Source organism: Flavobacterium limnosediminis JC2902, assembly GCF_000498535.1.
In the GTDB taxonomy this organism is placed as follows: Bacteria; Bacteroidota; Bacteroidia; order Flavobacteriales; family Flavobacteriaceae; genus Flavobacterium; species Flavobacterium limnosediminis.
Window position 1 is genome coordinate 155,801 of record NZ_AVGG01000007.1, and the last position, 16,695, is coordinate 172,495.

The 16,695-nt window shown below is 38.4% G+C and carries 15 protein-coding genes; 4 read left to right on the plus strand and 11 right to left on the minus strand.

Annotated elements, in window-relative coordinates; translation table 11 throughout:
- Window positions 1–64: 64 nt before the first annotated feature.
- Window positions 65–451: a ribosomal maturation YjgA family protein gene (locus tag FLJC2902T_RS07940; RefSeq protein WP_023579284.1), complete on the minus strand. Its 387-nt coding sequence runs from the start codon at window positions 449–451 to the stop codon at window positions 65–67.
- 345 nt (window positions 452–796) lie between these two features.
- Window positions 797–3,067 carry a cation:proton antiporter gene (locus FLJC2902T_RS07945; RefSeq protein ID WP_023579285.1) on the minus strand — a complete coding sequence of 757 codons (2,271 nt, stop codon included), beginning with the start codon at window positions 3,065–3,067 and terminating at the stop codon, window positions 797–799.
- A 167-nt stretch (window positions 3,068–3,234) separates the two neighbouring features.
- Between FLJC2902T_RS07945 and hemN the strand changes: the two genes are divergently transcribed.
- The 4 genes from hemN to FLJC2902T_RS07965 all read left to right on the plus strand — a co-directional run bounded on the left by hemN (window position 3,235) and on the right by FLJC2902T_RS07965 (window position 7,328).
- Complete coding sequence (gene hemN, locus FLJC2902T_RS07950) at window positions 3,235–4,599, plus strand: oxygen-independent coproporphyrinogen III oxidase (RefSeq protein ID WP_023579286.1); 1,365 nt, start codon at window positions 3,235–3,237, stop codon at window positions 4,597–4,599.
- 158 nt (window positions 4,600–4,757) lie between these two features.
- Window positions 4,758–6,281: a carboxypeptidase-like regulatory domain-containing protein gene (locus tag FLJC2902T_RS07955; RefSeq protein ID WP_023579287.1), complete on the plus strand. Its 1,524-nt coding sequence runs from the start codon at window positions 4,758–4,760 to the stop codon at window positions 6,279–6,281.
- A 46-nt stretch (window positions 6,282–6,327) separates the two neighbouring features.
- Window positions 6,328–6,789 (plus strand): hypothetical protein, encoded by a 462-nt coding sequence (locus FLJC2902T_RS07960; RefSeq protein WP_023579288.1) that lies wholly within the window; start codon window positions 6,328–6,330, stop codon window positions 6,787–6,789.
- 101 nt (window positions 6,790–6,890) lie between these two features.
- Window positions 6,891–7,328 carry an SRPBCC family protein gene (locus tag FLJC2902T_RS07965; protein WP_023579289.1) on the plus strand — a complete coding sequence of 146 codons (438 nt, stop codon included), beginning with the start codon at window positions 6,891–6,893 and terminating at the stop codon, window positions 7,326–7,328.
- Window positions 7,329–7,456: 128 nt separating this feature from the next.
- On the opposite strand, the gene FLJC2902T_RS07970 is transcribed toward FLJC2902T_RS07965, so the two are convergent.
- From FLJC2902T_RS07970 to FLJC2902T_RS08010, 9 genes are all read right to left on the minus strand, one after another.
- Complete coding sequence (locus FLJC2902T_RS07970) at window positions 7,457–7,687, minus strand: YdcH family protein (RefSeq protein ID WP_023579290.1); 231 nt, start codon at window positions 7,685–7,687, stop codon at window positions 7,457–7,459.
- Window positions 7,688–7,727: 40 nt separating this feature from the next.
- A complete protein-coding gene (locus FLJC2902T_RS07975; protein WP_023579291.1) occupies window positions 7,728–8,435 on the minus strand; it encodes a sulfite exporter TauE/SafE family protein in 708 nt (235 codons plus the stop codon).
- A 186-nt stretch (window positions 8,436–8,621) separates the two neighbouring features.
- Window positions 8,622–9,068 (minus strand): FixH family protein, encoded by a 447-nt coding sequence (locus tag FLJC2902T_RS07980; RefSeq protein WP_023579292.1) that lies wholly within the window; start codon window positions 9,066–9,068, stop codon window positions 8,622–8,624.
- 115 nt (window positions 9,069–9,183) lie between these two features.
- Complete coding sequence (gene ccoG / locus FLJC2902T_RS07985) at window positions 9,184–10,602, minus strand: cytochrome c oxidase accessory protein CcoG (protein ID WP_023579293.1); 1,419 nt, start codon at window positions 10,600–10,602, stop codon at window positions 9,184–9,186.
- Between the two features lie 13 nt (window positions 10,603–10,615).
- The gene (locus FLJC2902T_RS07990) at window positions 10,616–11,569 is read right to left on the minus strand and encodes a cbb3-type cytochrome c oxidase N-terminal domain-containing protein (RefSeq protein WP_023579294.1); all 954 of its coding nucleotides are present in this window, start codon (window positions 11,567–11,569) and stop codon (window positions 10,616–10,618) included.
- Window positions 11,570–11,572: 3 nt separating this feature from the next.
- Window positions 11,573–11,767 carry a CcoQ/FixQ family Cbb3-type cytochrome c oxidase assembly chaperone gene (locus tag FLJC2902T_RS07995; protein WP_023579295.1) on the minus strand — a complete coding sequence of 65 codons (195 nt, stop codon included), beginning with the start codon at window positions 11,765–11,767 and terminating at the stop codon, window positions 11,573–11,575.
- Between the two features lie 5 nt (window positions 11,768–11,772).
- Window positions 11,773–13,968 (minus strand): cytochrome-c oxidase, cbb3-type subunit I, encoded by a 2,196-nt coding sequence (gene ccoN, locus FLJC2902T_RS08000; RefSeq protein ID WP_023579296.1) that lies wholly within the window; start codon window positions 13,966–13,968, stop codon window positions 11,773–11,775.
- Between the two features lie 3 nt (window positions 13,969–13,971).
- Window positions 13,972–14,148: a cbb3-type cytochrome oxidase assembly protein CcoS gene (gene ccoS / locus FLJC2902T_RS08005; protein WP_023579297.1), complete on the minus strand. Its 177-nt coding sequence runs from the start codon at window positions 14,146–14,148 to the stop codon at window positions 13,972–13,974.
- Between the two features lie 110 nt (window positions 14,149–14,258).
- Window positions 14,259–16,637 carry a heavy metal translocating P-type ATPase metal-binding domain-containing protein gene (locus tag FLJC2902T_RS08010; protein WP_023579298.1) on the minus strand — a complete coding sequence of 793 codons (2,379 nt, stop codon included), beginning with the start codon at window positions 16,635–16,637 and terminating at the stop codon, window positions 14,259–14,261.
- Window positions 16,638–16,695 lie beyond the last annotated feature (58 nt).

Sequence of the window (16,695 nt, forward strand, 5' to 3'; positions counted from 1 at the left end):
AGACTATCAATCAACACAAAATCTATCAGGAAGACTACAGTCTTTTTTGCTCAAAACTGCTTAATCAAACCGCCTTTATTTCTTTTTTGAGCCAATACTTTTCGACAGCAATCACGATAGCAATCCCTGCAATATAGGTCAGCAAATCGATCCAGGAGAATGAAGTTCCGATAACTGTTCGGGCTAATTTAGATTTTTCAAGACTTAGCTTTTCCACAATATTTAAGAATTGAAGAAACTCTATAGTGAAAGCGAAAACCAATACAGATACCGCGGCAGTTAAAACCGGCAAATTGAGAAACGATTTTAAAAAACAATAGATCAGAATAACAACCAAAACATCACCTAGATAGGGTCTTACAAAACTGTCATGGACAAAAAGCGCGATTAAAACTTCAATGAAAAAAATCAAAATGGTCAGGCCGAAGTAGTTTTTATTGAATGTCAGCATAGTCTGTATTTGGATTATATAGCGTCAAGAAGCAAGAACCAAGAGGATGGAGCGTAAATCTAGGATCTGCAAGACTATTTGAATCACCCGAAAGGCTATTCGAAGCACCCGGAAGATCATTTCAAGCACTCGGAAGCTCATTTCAAGCACTCGGAAGCTCATTTCAAGCACTCGGAAGGCAATTCGAAGCACTCGGAAGCTCGTTTCAAGGACCCGGAAGCTTGTTTCAAGCACTCGGAAGACCGTTTCAGGGCATGAATCTACCTTCCGTCTTTATTATCTTTACTTCTAATCACTAAAATTTTGTCTTCCTAAGCAAACACTTCAAGACGCCGAAATATTTTACTACTTCTTAATTATCAGTAAAGAAGGCGTTTTATTCAACCAGGAACTTTGAGAATCCAACAATTTTTTCCAGCTTTCAACGCTTATAATCATTAAGTCCTGTTCGTCCAACAATGCCTTTTCGATCTTTCTTTCTGTGGCAAGTTTGATGTTTTTAGGATGTTTTTGCTCGATTTTATGGATACAATTGGCGAGTTCGGCGTTATCTTTAAAATTTCCGGCCTTATCCAAAATCGTTACATTAGAATTTACATTATGAATCAGTTGTTTGGCGTAATCCATCAGAAACAAATCCGATTCTTCCAGAAGCAACACGAAAACACGTTTGGCATCGGTAAAATTCTTATCCACCAATATTCCGACAGGCACGTCCGTTTTTGATAAAATGTGGCCCGTACGTTCGTCAAAAGGTGAATTTTCGAATAATTTTTCTTTACCGGTGAATTTGTTAAGCAAGCTTTCCGGATTGATGATTCTGGTAGTAAATCCAAGGACTTTCCCCAAAAGGGTTCCGTCAAAAATGGACTGACTTAACCCCATCAGGACCAAATCAAAATCACCGTGATTAGATACCTCAATAAGATCGCCTTCGGTGTCTATCGAACTTTTAAATAAGGTAGCTACCTTTTGGTGTAACTCTTCTGAAGTCTGCAAAACCGGTTTGAAACTTTCCTCTTCATATCCATCAATGTCATACGGGTTCAACTCATTAATCGGCAGAATATGTAAAGCGGTAACTACAGAGTTATTGTGTGTTTTCTTAACAAAATTATTAGCCAATCGCAGCAAAGACCTACCCTCTTCTGCATTTTGAAATGAAAATAATATCTTGAATTTGGTATTCTGAATAATTTCTTTCGGAACAATTTCGGTTTTAGATTTGAATACATATTCGATTAAATCCAAGGCCGGACCCGTCATAAAAGTGGTTGCCAAAGCCATAATCACCATCATCGCAAAGATTTCCGGTTTTAAAACGCCCAAATCATATCCGATATTTAAAACCACAAGTTCCATCAGACCGCGGGTATTCATCAAGGCTCCAATCGTTAAACTGTCTTTCCAGCTCTGACCCACAAACCTTGCCGTAAGAGCACTTCCCACAAATTTTCCGACAACGGCTACTAAAACAATGTATCCGCAAACCTCCCATAAATAGGCGTCATCCAACAAGCCGATTTGCGTACGAAGTCCAGTAAACACAAAGAACAGCGGCAAAAGCATCACCTGCGAAACGTCTTCGACTTTTTCGATAAAGACATTACGGAAACGCATACTTTCCGGCATGATTACACCCGCCATAAACGCTCCAAACAACGCGTGAATACCAATAATCTCCGTAGCATAAGAAGAAATCAGTAACGTAAGGAAAAATATCGCCACTACCGGTTTTGTAATCGTTTCGGTATTATCATACAATTCGCCAATTCGTTTTAAGAACGGTTTTACCACTTTAAGCATCAGTAAAACATATATTATAGCAAGCGCCATAATGTAAAGCGAACTTAAAAATGATCCTGCTTTAACAATTGCAATAACAGCAGCCAAAATACACCAAGCGGTGATATCATCGGCGGCGGCACAGGTAATCACCATGGCGCCAAGTCGGGTTTTGTGCAAACCCCTCTCCTGCACTATTCGGGCCAAAACCGGGAAGGCCGTAATACTCATGGCAATCCCCGTAAAGAGGGCGAAAGAAATGAATTCGACCCCGTCCGGAGCAAATTGCTGGAATATAAAATAAGCAAGGACAAGCCCCAAAGTAAACGGAATCACAATACTGGCGTGGCTGATAACCACAGCTTCTTTTGCTTTATTCTGAAGTACCTTTAAATCTAGCTCCATTCCTACCACAAACATAAAAAGGATCAAACCGATCTGGCTTAAAAACTGCAAGTTTCCAAGTGATGCCACCGGAAATAAAGCATTAGAAAATTCAGGAAAATAGTTCCCCAACAAGGAAGGCCCCAACGCAATTCCGGCAAGAATTTCCCCGATTACGGATGGTTGGCCGATTTTCTTAAAAATAGCTCCAAATAATCTTGCCACGAAAACTATCGTAACAATTTGAGCTAATAAAATGGCCAAGGGATGCGTAAGATTGTGCGTAAGCGAAATTATGAACTCTTCCCACTGGCTTTTTCCGTTATTGGGAACGATAACTTTTCGACCGGCTTCCAGAACTTTTCCGTTTTGGATGGTCCAATACATAATTGCGGTTGTGACACCAACAATTCCGATATAAAAAAAGCTGTTTTTAAATTTTTTCATACTAAAACCAAGCGTTTTTTTGCCTTTCGCTTACGGACACCAATATTAGGAATAAAAAATGAAAAAAATAAGGCCAAACAATTTTTCTTATACCCTAAAAATATGACAATTATCATTTATTCATAGCCCGTTCCTGATTAATTTTGGTTTAGTAAAATAATTTAGGTATGTCAGCTTCATTAGTGCAAAAATATAATGTCCCGGGTCCGAGGTATACGAGCTATCCCACCGTTCCCTATTGGGAAGAGGAAAATTTTTCGGGAGAACAATGGAAGAATACTTTTATACAATCCTTCACGGAAAGTAATTCCACAGAAGGGATAAGTCTTTACATTCACCTGCCGTTTTGTGAAAGCCTATGTACGTTTTGCGGTTGTCACAAACGAATTACCAAGCGTCACGAAGTTGAGAATCCTTATATCGAAGCGGTTCTGAAGGAGTGGAATCTGTATTGTGATGTTTTTCCGGAAAAACCCATCATTAAGGAAATTCATTTGGGCGGAGGAACACCTACTTTTTTCTCACCTGAAAATCTGGAAACGCTGATAAACGGAATATTCAAAAGAGCTGAAAGAGCTGTTGAACACGAATTCAGCTTTGAAGGCCATCCGAACAATACTTCAAGGGAACACTTGAAACAACTTTACGATTTGGGATTCCGTCGCGTGAGTTTCGGGGTTCAGGATTATAGTGAAACGGTACAAAAGGCCATTCACCGGATTCAGCCGTTCCACAATGTTGCCAAAGTGACGTTTTGGGCGAGAGAAATCGGATACACCTCCGTTTCCCACGATTTGATTTTCGGATTACCATTTCAGAGCCTGGAAAATGTTGTGGACACTATTGAAAAAACGAAATCGCTTTCTCCCGATCGTCTGGCATTTTATAGCTACGCACACGTGCCCTGGATAAAAGGCAACGGACAACGCGGTTTTAAGGATGAGGACGTACCGAAAGACGATGAAAAAAGAAGACTTTACGAAGTAGGCAAACAGTTATTGGCTAAAAAAGGGTATCATGAAATAGGTATGGATCATTTTGCCCTGAAAAAAGACAACATGTTCACCTCTTTTCAGGAAGGAAAACTGCATCGTAATTTTATGGGATACACTTCTTCCAAAACACAATTAATGATTGGATTGGGCGCTTCTTCCATAAGTGACAGTTGGTATGGTTTTGCCCAGAATGAAAAATCGATAGAGGATTATTATGCCCTACTGGAAAAAAACGAGATACCGGTATTTAAAGGTCATTTATTATCCGATGAAGATTTAATTATCCGCAGACACATACTGAATCTGATGTGCCAGTTTACCACTTCCTGGGATGAATCGCATCTGTATTTCAAAGAACTTCCCGAAGTGATTGCGCAGCTTAGCGAAATGGAAAACGACGGTTTACTGGTTATTCAGAACAATGCAATCACCGTTACCGAAAAAGGCAAACCTTTTGTCCGAAATATATGCATGGCGTTCGATTTACGTCTGAAACGCAACGCACCCCAAACACAGTTATTCTCTATGACTGTGTGATTATTTTCTTCATAACTTTTTTTGCACGAAATTCCTTCATTTTATTATATTTGAAGGAATTTTTTTATTTAACATACTATTTCCGAACTAACTCCGTTTATTGGAAAGTAGTATTTATCTGAAGTTAGCAACATCATAATCAAAAAACACAAAAATCCATGATCCGGACTTTAATTCATCTTCTCCTTTTCCTGCTTGGGCTCCTAACAGTCAATGCACAAAACATAACTGCAAAGATTGTCGATTCCAAAAGTGGTGAAAGCCTTCCCTACGCCACCATTAAAGTTAACGAAACAACTAACCTCGTTTCCAATGCGGAAGGTTACTTCACCTTAACCGAAAGCGACAATAATGATACTACCGTGCTGTCCGTTTCCTATCTTGGTTATGTGAAACGCCAGCTGACCGTTGCCGAAATGAAAAACCTGCAATACACCATTAGTCTGGAACCCGGAGTATTTGAACTCGAAAACATGACAATTTCCAATGTAAAGCCCGATCCGTATGCTATCATGGCCGAGGTTAAAAAAAATCTTCCGGTTCACTATAAAAATAATGGGGAATCTTCAAAGAGTATGCTGTTTTACCGCAATGGCGAATATTTTAAACCCAAAAAAATTGATCTTGAAATTACAAAATCAACAGGCTACTCAAAAGAAGGACTAAAATCAACAAATGCCGACGTCAACGCCTTTACTTCCAAACTCATCGCTCAGCCTCCACAGGAATTTACGGATATACTTTGCAATTTCTATACCTGTTCAAAAACAAAAGATAACAAACAGATAGCCTATCCGAAACTTGAAGTGATTAAAGCAACTCTTCTCAAAAACGGTGATCGCTCGGTTTCGCTTGAAGACATGCAACATATGGCGGAAAACATTTTCCTCAAACACCTTGATACCACCAAATATTACAGAGTTAAAAGCGGGATTTTCGGTTCACGGGACACCATTTCTCTCAGAAAAAGTTACAATGCGAAAAAAAATAAAAACAAAACCGAGACACCGAAACTGAATTCCTCAAAAACGAGTATATCATCATTTTTATACCAAAACAACTTTGCACAAAACACCAAACTGAATTTTGTAACCAATCCCGAACTGTATGAGTATGTTTATGAAGGAAAAACATTTAATGATAAAGATGAACTTCTGTACGTACTAAGATTCAAACCCAGAAAAAGCAAGGCAAAATACACCGGTAAGTTGTACGTTTCGGAAACAGATTATGCTGTTCTAAGATGCGATTATAACTTATCTGAAGGAAAAACATTGGGCGGATTTAATGTGAAATTACTTTTGGGTATAAAAGCATCCGATAACTTGAGCAAAGGAACCATCATTTATAAGAAAAATGAATCCGGGAAAGGCTATTATTTACAATATGCTTCGATGGAAACCGGTCAGTATATCTACATTAACAGACCGCTTAAATTCATTGAACTAACGGACAGCGAAAGAGATGTAGTCGCTTTTGACCTTAAAGTTGAGGGAAATATAGGCGACAAGACAGAATTCCTGAATATTTCCAAATCTGAAATCGATGAGAATGGTTTCGATAAAATTAAAGAAGTGGAGTTTAACTTCATAAAACTAAACCGCTATGATCCTAAGGTTTGGAAAGATTTCGTTTCCATTGAACCTTTGGAAGAAATGAAACAGTTTAAAACAACTGACTAATGGCATGAACTTGCTTTCAGAAACTAACTATTAAATAATTTGAAAAATGAAAACCAAATTCACCTTTTTCATTCTCCTGATCAGTTTTTTCTCTTATTGTCAATCCGATACAGAAAAAAGAGATCCTGTTAATCAGAACGATTATGAATCCATGCTTAAATGGAATAATAGTTCCATTAGAATTTCTAAATATAAGTCGGCTACAATCAATGAAAATAAGTTGATACTTAAAACCGAAACAGAAATTTGTAATGAAACTAAAGGAATATCTTTAACTCTTGCCAACGGAGAAGTACTTAATTTCGAAAATGCTAAAGTAATTTGTTCCGAATCGGAAACTAAAAAACACAACCTGATCGGAAGTTTTATATTAACTCCCGAATTATATAATAAATTATCCCAAACGGAAATTATAGAATTTAGACTGGGTAAAATCAAAGTTCCGGTAGATTTCAAAGAAAAAGGTGAAAATCTGCAGCAGTTATTTAAATTTTCTAAAAATTATTAGAAAACAACCTATTCTATTCTATCAGACTTTCTGGAAGTAGAATTTCAAAATTATTAAGCTTCTTTTGTATATTTAACTCCATCAAAAAAAACCAAAAACACATGAAATATACAACAGAAATAGAAATTAACAAGCCCATAGACAGGGTGATAGCGCTTTTCGACAATCCGGACAATATGAAAGAATGGATGGAAGGACTGCAAAGTTTCGAACCCATAAGCGGCACACCCGGAGAACCCGGTGCAAAATCAAGGTTAAAGTTCAAAATGGGTAACCGCGAAATGGAAATGATCGAGACCGTTACGGTGCGGAATTTGCCCGATGAATTTACGGGAACTTATGAAGCACAAGGAGCGTCTACTACAGTGAAAAACTCATTTATTAAGATTTCCGATTCTAAAACAAAATACATTACCGAACATGAATTTCAGGCAAAAGGAATCATGAAAATTGTTGCGTTTCTTATGCCGGGTGCATTTAAAAAGCAGTCCATGAAATTCCTCACCGCTTTTAAAAATTTTGCTGAAAGCCAAGAGTAGTAAATCAAGCAGAACCAAAAAAACACCAATCTCTCAGATTTACGCAAATAAATCTGTGTAAATCTGAGAAATTCGTGTTTTAGAATGTCTGTTGAAATTTAGGTTAAGATATAACTCCCCTTGGTCTTTTAGTTTTTCAACATCGAAAAAATCTCATCCTTAATGAAAAGCAGCCTTGCTTTCATCTCGTGCATTGCTTCATCAATAACAACTTCTTCACCCATATTAATCCGGTGAATCTGATGTTCCAGTTTGTGGTATTCGTCAAACATTTCTCTGAAGTGAGGATCAGACGTTTTTAATTCGTGAATTTTGTCGTGATGCTCAGGAAACTCGTGCAATAAATCGTGTCTTTCCATAATAGTACAATATCAGGTTAATATCTTGTTATAAAGTTAGTTAATCCGTTTTACATATCACTTCACTCTGCACAAAAAGACTTGTGTTACCCGGAGAAATAAACGGAATATCCAGTCCCAATCCGCGCATAATGAACAACATTCCGATGCAGACCGTTACAATCGGGATGACTTTCTGAATTTTATTCCGAACCGGAACAGTCAGGAAATTTGAAACATACACCACCATACTCATCATCGGAATCGTTCCCAATCCGTACAAAAACATATAGGCAATACCCAAAGTTTCATTTTGCATCGCTATGGCACCGAAAAGCGCAACATAAACCAATCCGCATGGTAAAAAACCGTTTAGCAATCCAATCGTAAAAAGCGCCTTAAACGTTCTCTTTTTGAACTGACTGCCCAGTTTGGTTTTCACTTGAGAAATTACTTTATAAACCGGTTTTGAAAAGTTATATCGGGCGAAGACTTTTTCAGGAATCAAAACGAATGCAATCATCAAAATGCCAATGACAATAGACAATTGTTGTTGCATTCCGGCCAGAAAAAGTCCTTTGCCCAACAAACCAAAAACCAAACCCAACGTCATATAAGCAGTTATCCTGCCCAAATGATACGTAAGAAGTTGCGTTGTTTTTTTAGCCTGATTCTTATGGTCCACCGGCAACATCATCGCAATGGGACCACACATCCCGATGCAATGCAAACTGCTGATTAAACCCAATATGAATCCTGAAAACAACATATTTTATTTTTTTAGAGAATAGATCCAAGAGACAAGAACAAAGACTAAGATGGGAGAAAAAAATAAAGATGATAGCACAAAGATGATAGATTAAAGAAACTTCAATTTTTAATTTTCTATTTTCATTTCTCTTGCTTCTTGTCTCTTGCTTCTTGTCTCCTGCTTCTTGTCTCTTGCTTCTTGCTTCTACAAACTAACCTCTTTTTTATTCAGATACTCCTTCCCTTCATACTCCCATTCCACAGCAATGTCCCAGCGACCGCCAACCAAATCTGTTTTAGGTATGAGCAAATTTGAAGTAGACAACGAAATCGGAACTTCGAAATCTAATTTCTGATTAGACGGTCGGTACAAGGACACTTTTCCCTTTATTTTAGTAATATCAAAGTCTTTTGGAAAAACAATCAGCAAACCTTCATTGTTGGATTCAATTCTGACTCTTTCCGACAGACTATTGGCATTTTGCTGCTTGTCAATCTGGTGCTGAAAATTCAGTTCTTTCTTATAATATTCTTCGGTGACCATTTCGTGGTCGTACTGTGAATCAGATTGCACTTTGAAAACGAAGTATAAGATAAACGTCATAAACAAAGCAAACGCAATTACGATTCCTGTTCCCCAATTGATTTTCATAATTCTTATCTTTTGAGAGAAAAGAATATAGAAAATAGACGCTCTTCAATTAATGTCACACTATTCTCTATTCTCTATTCTCTATTCTCTATTCTCTATTCTCTATTCTCTTCTCCTAATTAAAACTCCTAGGCCCCATGAAATTGGTGGTAGTGGTTTCCAGCAGTAATTCGCCGTCATATACTTCAATTTTCAGTTTGGTCTTATCGCCTTTTAGCAGTGCCGGATGAATTTCCACAAAGAGCGTTCCCTGCGCCATTCCTTCCTTTTTAATTGCAAACATTGGTTTTCCCACAACTTTAATTTCACCTTTAATATTGGCCAATTTAAAATGAACATGATCAAAATCCTTAACCGTTTTGTTTACGATTTTATAGGTAAACACATTACTGATTTTATCTCCTTTGTGTTCGAACAATTGTCCGGGTAAGCGCAAAACCGTAGCCTGCACATCATTTCTGAGAAATAACATTCCAATAAAAATACCTGTCAGAATGGTTAAAACCGCCACATACCCTTTCATTCGTGTTGTGAAAGCAAATTTTCTTTTCTTAACAATTTCGTCTTCGGAAGCGTAGCGAATCAACCCTTTCGGCAAATTCACGCTTTCCATTATGAAGTCGCAAGCGTCAATACAAGCGGTACAGTTTACACACTCCAACTGCGTTCCGTTTCGGATATCGATTCCGGTCGGACAAACATTTACGCATAGACGATCATCGATACAATCTCCTTTCCCCAATACGGTTCTGTCTTCCTCTTTTTTGAATTTGGCTCGGCCTTTTTCAGCTTCACCCCTCTTATGATCGTAAGCAACAACTATGCTTTTATTGTCCAGTAACACACCTTGTAAACGTCCGTACGGACAGGCGATAATACAAACCTGCTCACGAAACCAGGCATATATAAAATAGAATACCGCCGTGAAAATCAATAAGGCAATGAGCGTTTTGGTGTTATGTGTCGGACCTTCGGTTACCATTTTCAAAAGTTCATCACTTCCGATAATGTAAGCCAGAAAGATATTGGCAATCAGGAACGAAATGATAAAAAAGATAGTCCATTTAGAACCCCTCTTCCTTATTTTCTCACCGTCCCACTTCTGTTTATTCAATCTCATCTGAGCACCTCTGTCGCCATCAATCCAGAATTCGATTCTTCTGAAAACCATTTCCATGAAAATAGTCTGCGGACAAATCCACCCACAGAATATGCGACCGAAAGCCACTGTAAATAATGCTAACCCAACCACTCCGATAATCATCGTAATCACGAAGAGATAAAAATCCTGTGGCCAGAACGGAAATCCGAAAATATTGAACTTCCTGTCTATCACATTAAATAATAAGAACTGGTTTCCTTTGATTTTGATAAACGGAGCCGCGAACAAAAAGAGCAGTAATAAATAACTCACCCATTTTCTTCTTTCGTACCATTTCCCTTTCGGGATTTTAGGAAAAACCCAGGCACGTTTGCCTTCCTCATTGATGGTTCCAATGGTATCTCTAAAACTATCGCCGGGTAAATTGGACATAACTTATTCTATTTTATTGGGCTGTCATATCGGATGCAGCGGTTTTTGTTGAATCGGATGCTGGTGCAGCAGTTTCACTTGGAGCAGCTCCGTCTTCGGCCCAAACATCCCCTTCCGGTGCTTTCGGATCTTTCGGATTAGTTCCCTGTAAACTCAATACATAACTCGCTACTTTCTGAATATCTGACGGTTTGATTGTTGCCTTCCAGGACACCATACCTTTTCCGTCACGACCGCCTTCCATAATGGTATTGAATACGTTTTTGATTCCGCCGCCCAATATCCATTGGTTGTCTGTCAGATTCGGACCGATTGCTCCTCCGCCATCAGCACGGTGACATGCAACACAATTGGTTTCATAAATTGTTTTTCCTGCAGCCAAATCAGCAGCTTCGGTTAACAATGTAACTTTTTCTTTATCCATTACATCCGGAGCAGTTTTTTTATACTCTTCGACCGCAATTTTAGCCGCTGCCATTTCTTTTTCAAATTCTGCTGTCTGATCGTCGTGACCCAAAATATGGAAACGAACCAGATAAATGAAGGCAAAAGCGATACAAGCATAGAACAGATACACCCACCATGGCGGCAATACGTTGTCTAATTCCTTGATGCCATCGTAATCATGATGCAGCAATAAGTCGCCTTCCTCTTCAATTTTGTTGGAGCGCGTTAATTTCTGCATCCAATTTTTATAGAAAGCCGATTCGGTAAACGGAAGATTATCCTCCGCTTCCTTAGCTTTACGCTGCTCTTCGGTAAGCAAACTGTTTAAAACATTGTTGGAGGCTTTCACAACAATTTCCATTGTTATCAGTACAAACAGAAACAGCATAAGCAATATCGAAACAATAGGATATTTTATGAAGGCCGGTTTGTCTCCGGAATCAATAAAGAACTCCATCGCCATAAGAAATAAGGCAAATAATACCGGGATTCGAACGTATATTGGAAAATACTTTTTCATCTGTTAACTGTTTAAGATATCGTTGTTGTTTTCTTCCGTAAAAGGAATGTTACTCATTTCGGCTATTTTTTCTTTCTTATAGGTAAATACCCAAACGTACAATCCTACGAAGAAAAGAAAGAAAATCAAGAGTGAAATAATCGGATAAATCTCAATCCCTGAGATCGTTTCCATATTGTGTTTGATAAACTTCAGCATGACTTTTATTTTTGAAGTTGTGCTACATCTTTTACTTTAATATCTGTTCCCAATCGTTGTAAGTAAGCAATCAACGCAACGATTTCGCGATCTTTCATTGGAACAAAACGTTCCCCTTTAGCTATTGCGTTTTTCTTGCTTTCCTCATAACTTTTTACGAAATCAGGATCGTTAGTCAGGTTCTTTTCAATCTGCTCCGACTGTTTGGCAACACTTTGTTTAGCATTAGCAATATCCTGATCTGAATACGGAACACCTAATTTTACCATTACACGCATTTTGTCTTCTGTTTTGGAATAGTCCATCGGTTCATTGTCGTACAGCCATTTATAGCCCGGCATGATTGAACCTGAAGAAGTGCTCTGCGGATCCCACATGTGATTGAAATGCCAGTTATCTGAATATTTTCCACCCACACGCATTAAGTCGGGACCGGTACGTTTTGATCCCCAAAGGAACGGGTGATCATACACATATTCCCCTGATTTTGAATACTCACCGTAACGCTCCACTTCAGAACGGAAAGGACGTACCATCTGTGAGTGACATCCCACGCAACCTTCTCTTATATACAAATCGCGACCTTCCAATTCCAGCGGAGTATAAGGTTTCACACTTGAAATAGTAGGAATATTGGATTTTACGACCAATGTTGGTACGATCTGAATAATTCCTCCAATCAGAATTGCAATCGTAGCTAAAATTGTAAGTTGGATTGGTTTTCTTTCCAACCAGGTGTGGAATTTTTCACCTTTTAATCGGTTAGCCGAAATTCTTTGTAATTCAGGTGCTTCCGCCAATTCATCTTCGATAGCTTGCCCTTGTCTTACCGTCATAATGATGTTATAAACCAAAACAAACAAACCGGTAATATATAAAGTTCCTCCTACCGCACGCATGGCATACATCGGCATAATTGCAGTAACTGTTTCCAGGAAGTTACCGTACACTAAAGAACCGTCCGGGTTGAATTGTTTCCACATTTGTGCCTGTGCAAATCCGGCAACATACAATGGAAGTGCATATAAAATGATTCCTAAAGTTCCGGCCCAGAAATGGAAATTGGCCAACTTAATAGAATATAAATTTGTTTTTGTCATTCTCGGAATCAACCAGTAAATCATACCAAAGGCCATGAATCCGTTCCAGGCAAGCGCTCCTACGTGAACGTGAGCTACGATCCAGTCGGTAAAGTGTGCAATGGCGTTTACATTTTTCAGTGACAACATCGGACCTTCAAAAGTGGCCATACCGTAACCGGTAATCGCTACCACGAAGAATTTTAATATCGGCTCTGTACGCACTTTGTCCCAAACACCTCTCAGGGTCAGTAGTCCATTGATCATACCACCCCAAGATGGAGCGATCAGCATTACAGAGAAAACCACTCCAAGATTTTGTGCCCAATCCGGTAACGCAGTATAAAGTAAATGGTGCGGACCAGCCCAGATATATAAGAAAATCAAAGACCAAAAGTGAATAATTGACAATCGGTACGAATATACCGGACGGTTAGCCGCTTTGGGAATAAAATAATACATTAGTCCCAGGAAAGGTGTCGTAAGGAAGAATGCCACCGCATTATGCCCGTACCACCATTGTACCAACGCATCCTGAACCCCGGCATAAACCGAATAACTCTTCATTCCGCTTACCGGTAATTCCAAACTATTGAAGATGTGCAAAACAGCTACTGTTACGAAAGTGGCTATATAAAACCAGATGGCCACATACAAATGACGCTCTCTACGTCTTAAAATGGTCATAATCATATTGATACCAAAAACCACCCATACAATAGCAATAGCGATATCAATCGGCCATTCCAATTCGGCATATTCTTTTGACGTTGTATAACCCAACGGCAAAGAAATTGCGGCGGCCACAATGATTAACTGCCATCCCCAAAAATTGATGTTACTCAAAACATCGCTGTACATCCTTGCTTTTAAGAGGCGTTGTAAAGAATAATAAATCCCTGCAAATATGGCATTTCCCACAAATGCAAAGATTACCGCATTAGTATGTAACGGTCTCAAACGACCATAGCTTAACCAGGAAATTCCATCGGTAAGGTTGGGAAAAAGGTACAATACTGCCACCAATAGTCCAACCAACATCCCCACTACTCCGAAAAGGATTGTAGCATATAGGAATTTCTTTACAATTTTGTTGTCATAGTAAAATTGCTGCACTTCCATAATTTAGTTTAGTTTTTCTGATTTATTAGGATTTTTTTTTAATTCGTCGTCAAAAAGCATTCTGACGGAGGGGGTGTAATCGTCGTCAAACTGGCCACTCCTTACTGCCCTTATGAAGATGTACAGGAACACCGCGGCCACGACGATACTGATGGAGATTAACAGATAAATAACACTCATACCTTAAATTTATTTAACAAAGTTACTTTAGTGATATGGTATAAAATATGACAATTGTCATATCAGAAATTTATGTAAAAATTAATCATAATTTTCTGAACAACAAAATATTACACCTTCTTTTTCGCAAACAGGTTGCTCATAACCGTTACAAAACTTATAATTGTCACTGTACTCAACGGCATAATAATCGCCGCAACTATGGGGGAAAGATTCCCTGTAACGGCAAAACTAAGTCCTACTACATTATATAAAAGCGAAAGTCCAAAGCTCATCATAATAGTTCTCATGGCATTCTTGGAATACTTAAGAAAAAATCCTATTTTCGAGAACTGCGATGCATCAAGAATTCCGTCACAGGCTGGAGAAAATACATTTACGTTTTCCGAAATAGAAATCCCCACATTACTTTGCGCCAAAGCGCCGGCATCGTTAAGTCCGTCGCCAATCATCAGCACGTTTTTTCCTTGTTTTTGAAGGTTTTCGATAAACGCTAATTTTTGCTCGGGTTTCTGATTGAAAACCAGGGTGGTATTTTTTGGTAACATTTTTTCCAGAATTTTTTGCTCGCCATCATTATCTCCCGACAACACAACTAAATTGTAATTCTTGGATAAATTCTCAAATAATTGTTCCAGCCCCTCTCTATATTGATTATTAAAAACATAACTCCCTTTGTAAACGCTGTTTATTTCAATGTGCACTTTGGTTTTCTTATGTGTGTTCTCGCTCATATGTTGCAAAAATTGGGACGAGCCTATTTTAACCGCATACCCATCGATTTGAGCAAAAATTCCTTTCCCGATAATTTCCTCAAAACAGGTAGTATTCACTTTTTTCTGATTAGGAATGTAATCGTATAATCTTCTGCTTAAAGGATGATTGGAACCTCTCAAAGTATTTTTTAACAATAACAGTTCGGCATCCGTTAACGCTGCACCTTCATAAGTGATAGAAGTCTTTTTGTTGGTCGTAATTGTACCGGTTTTATCAAAGACAACAGTATCCACTTTTGCCAGTTGTTCGATTACTGTAGCGTTTTTCAAATACAACTTTTTGTATCCGATAATGCGCAGGACATTGCCGAGAGTAAAAGGCGCGGTTAAAGCCAAAGCACACGGGCACGCCACAATTAAGATGGCCGTAAAAACATTAAATGCCGTTGCTGTATCAATAAAAATCCAATAACCGAAGGAAACGAACGCCAAAATCAATAAAGCGGGCGTAAAATAACGGCTGAGTGTATCGGTAATGGTTTTGTATTTCTGATCGACTCGTTTCTGAAAAACATCGTTGCTCCACAATTGCGTCAGGTAACTTTGGGAAACCGAATGCAACACTTCCATTTCGATTACTTTACCCAATTGTTTTCCGCCGGCAAACAGCTTATCACCTGATTTTTTTTCTATCGGCTCGGCCTCTCCGGTTACGAAACTGTAATCGATTAAGGTGCTTTCCGACATTAATATCCCGTCAACCGGAATCAATTCCTGATTTCTGATTAATAAACGGTCGCCCTTATCCACATCATAAACCTGAATGGCTTCTTCGGTTCCGTTCGCGAGTATTTTGGTAACCGCGATTGGAAAATATGATTTATAATCGCGTTCAAAAGAAAGGAAATTATAAGTTTTCTGCTGAAACAGTTTTCCGAGAAGCATAAAAAAAATCAATCCGCACATACTGTCGAAAAAACCCTGACCGTAATTGAATGCAATATCGACCGTACTTCTGATAAACATCACCACAATTCCCAATGCGATCGGAATATCAATGTTAAGCATTTTGGATTTAATGCTTTTCCATGCCGATACATAATACCCCCAAGCGGAATAGAAAAAGGCAGGTAATGAAAGTCCGAAAATCAACCAGCGGAAGAACCCTTTGTATTGTTCGATCCAGAATTCGCCTACTTCAAAATATTCGGGAAACGATAAAAGCATGATATTTCCGAAACAGAAGAAGGCTACTCCGATTTTGTAATGCAGACTTCGGTCGACCGCTTCCTTTTTAGCATCATAATTTTCCAGACTGATATAAGGTTCGTAACCGATGGAACTCAGTAAGAGAACGATTTCTTTCAGATTCGTATCGTTTGGACTATAAGTAACTCTCACTTTTTTCTCGTGAAAGTTCACCTGAGAAGTGGTGATTCCTTTTTGAAGTTTATGCAGATTTTCCAGAATCCAAATGCACGAACTACAATGCACATGCGGAATGTAAAGTGAAACTATATACGTCTTATCCTCCTGAAATTCAAGAAGTTTTGAAACAATACTTTCATTATCCAAAAAGTCATATTTGCCCTTAATATCCTGTGGTGTTGCTCCGGGAGCATTTTCAAAATCGTAATAACAGGTTAAATCATTCAGACTGAAAATTTCATATACCGTTTTACAACCTGTACAACAAAATGATTTTTCATCAAAAACAATTTCATCTGCCATTACAACATCGTTACCACAATGGAAACAATTTTGTTCATTCATAATTTGCTCATTTACCTGGTGCAAAGTTTACAATTTACGCTTTTTTAGAACATGATAT

What these genes read in the sequence shown, in the direction of transcription:
- FLJC2902T_RS07940 (WP_023579284.1), bottom strand. Translation starts at nt 451, where the DNA reads ATGCTGACATTCAATAAAAACTACTTCGGCCTGACCATTTTGATTTTT.
- FLJC2902T_RS07945 (WP_023579285.1), bottom strand. Translation starts at nt 3,067, where the DNA reads ATGAAAAAATTTAAAAACAGCTTTTTTTATATCGGAATTGTTGGTGTC.
- hemN (WP_023579286.1), top strand. Translation starts at nt 3,235, where the DNA reads ATGTCAGCTTCATTAGTGCAAAAATATAATGTCCCGGGTCCGAGGTAT.
- FLJC2902T_RS07955 (WP_023579287.1), top strand. Translation starts at nt 4,758, where the DNA reads ATGATCCGGACTTTAATTCATCTTCTCCTTTTCCTGCTTGGGCTCCTA.
- FLJC2902T_RS07960 (WP_023579288.1), top strand. Translation starts at nt 6,328, where the DNA reads ATGAAAACCAAATTCACCTTTTTCATTCTCCTGATCAGTTTTTTCTCT.
- FLJC2902T_RS07965 (WP_023579289.1), top strand. Translation starts at nt 6,891, where the DNA reads ATGAAATATACAACAGAAATAGAAATTAACAAGCCCATAGACAGGGTG.
- FLJC2902T_RS07970 (WP_023579290.1), bottom strand. Translation starts at nt 7,687, where the DNA reads ATGGAAAGACACGATTTATTGCACGAGTTTCCTGAGCATCACGACAAA.
- FLJC2902T_RS07975 (WP_023579291.1), bottom strand. Translation starts at nt 8,435, where the DNA reads ATGTTGTTTTCAGGATTCATATTGGGTTTAATCAGCAGTTTGCATTGC.
- FLJC2902T_RS07980 (WP_023579292.1), bottom strand. Translation starts at nt 9,068, where the DNA reads ATGAAAATCAATTGGGGAACAGGAATCGTAATTGCGTTTGCTTTGTTT.
- ccoG (WP_023579293.1), bottom strand. Translation starts at nt 10,602, where the DNA reads ATGTCCAATTTACCCGGCGATAGTTTTAGAGATACCATTGGAACCATC.
- FLJC2902T_RS07990 (WP_023579294.1), bottom strand. Translation starts at nt 11,569, where the DNA reads ATGAAAAAGTATTTTCCAATATACGTTCGAATCCCGGTATTATTTGCC.
- FLJC2902T_RS07995 (WP_023579295.1), bottom strand. Translation starts at nt 11,767, where the DNA reads ATGCTGAAGTTTATCAAACACAATATGGAAACGATCTCAGGGATTGAG.
- ccoN (WP_023579296.1), bottom strand. Translation starts at nt 13,968, where the DNA reads ATGGAAGTGCAGCAATTTTACTATGACAACAAAATTGTAAAGAAATTC.
- ccoS (WP_023579297.1), bottom strand. Translation starts at nt 14,148, where the DNA reads ATGAGTGTTATTTATCTGTTAATCTCCATCAGTATCGTCGTGGCCGCG.
- FLJC2902T_RS08010 (WP_023579298.1), bottom strand. Translation starts at nt 16,637, where the DNA reads ATGAATGAACAAAATTGTTTCCATTGTGGTAACGATGTTGTAATGGCA.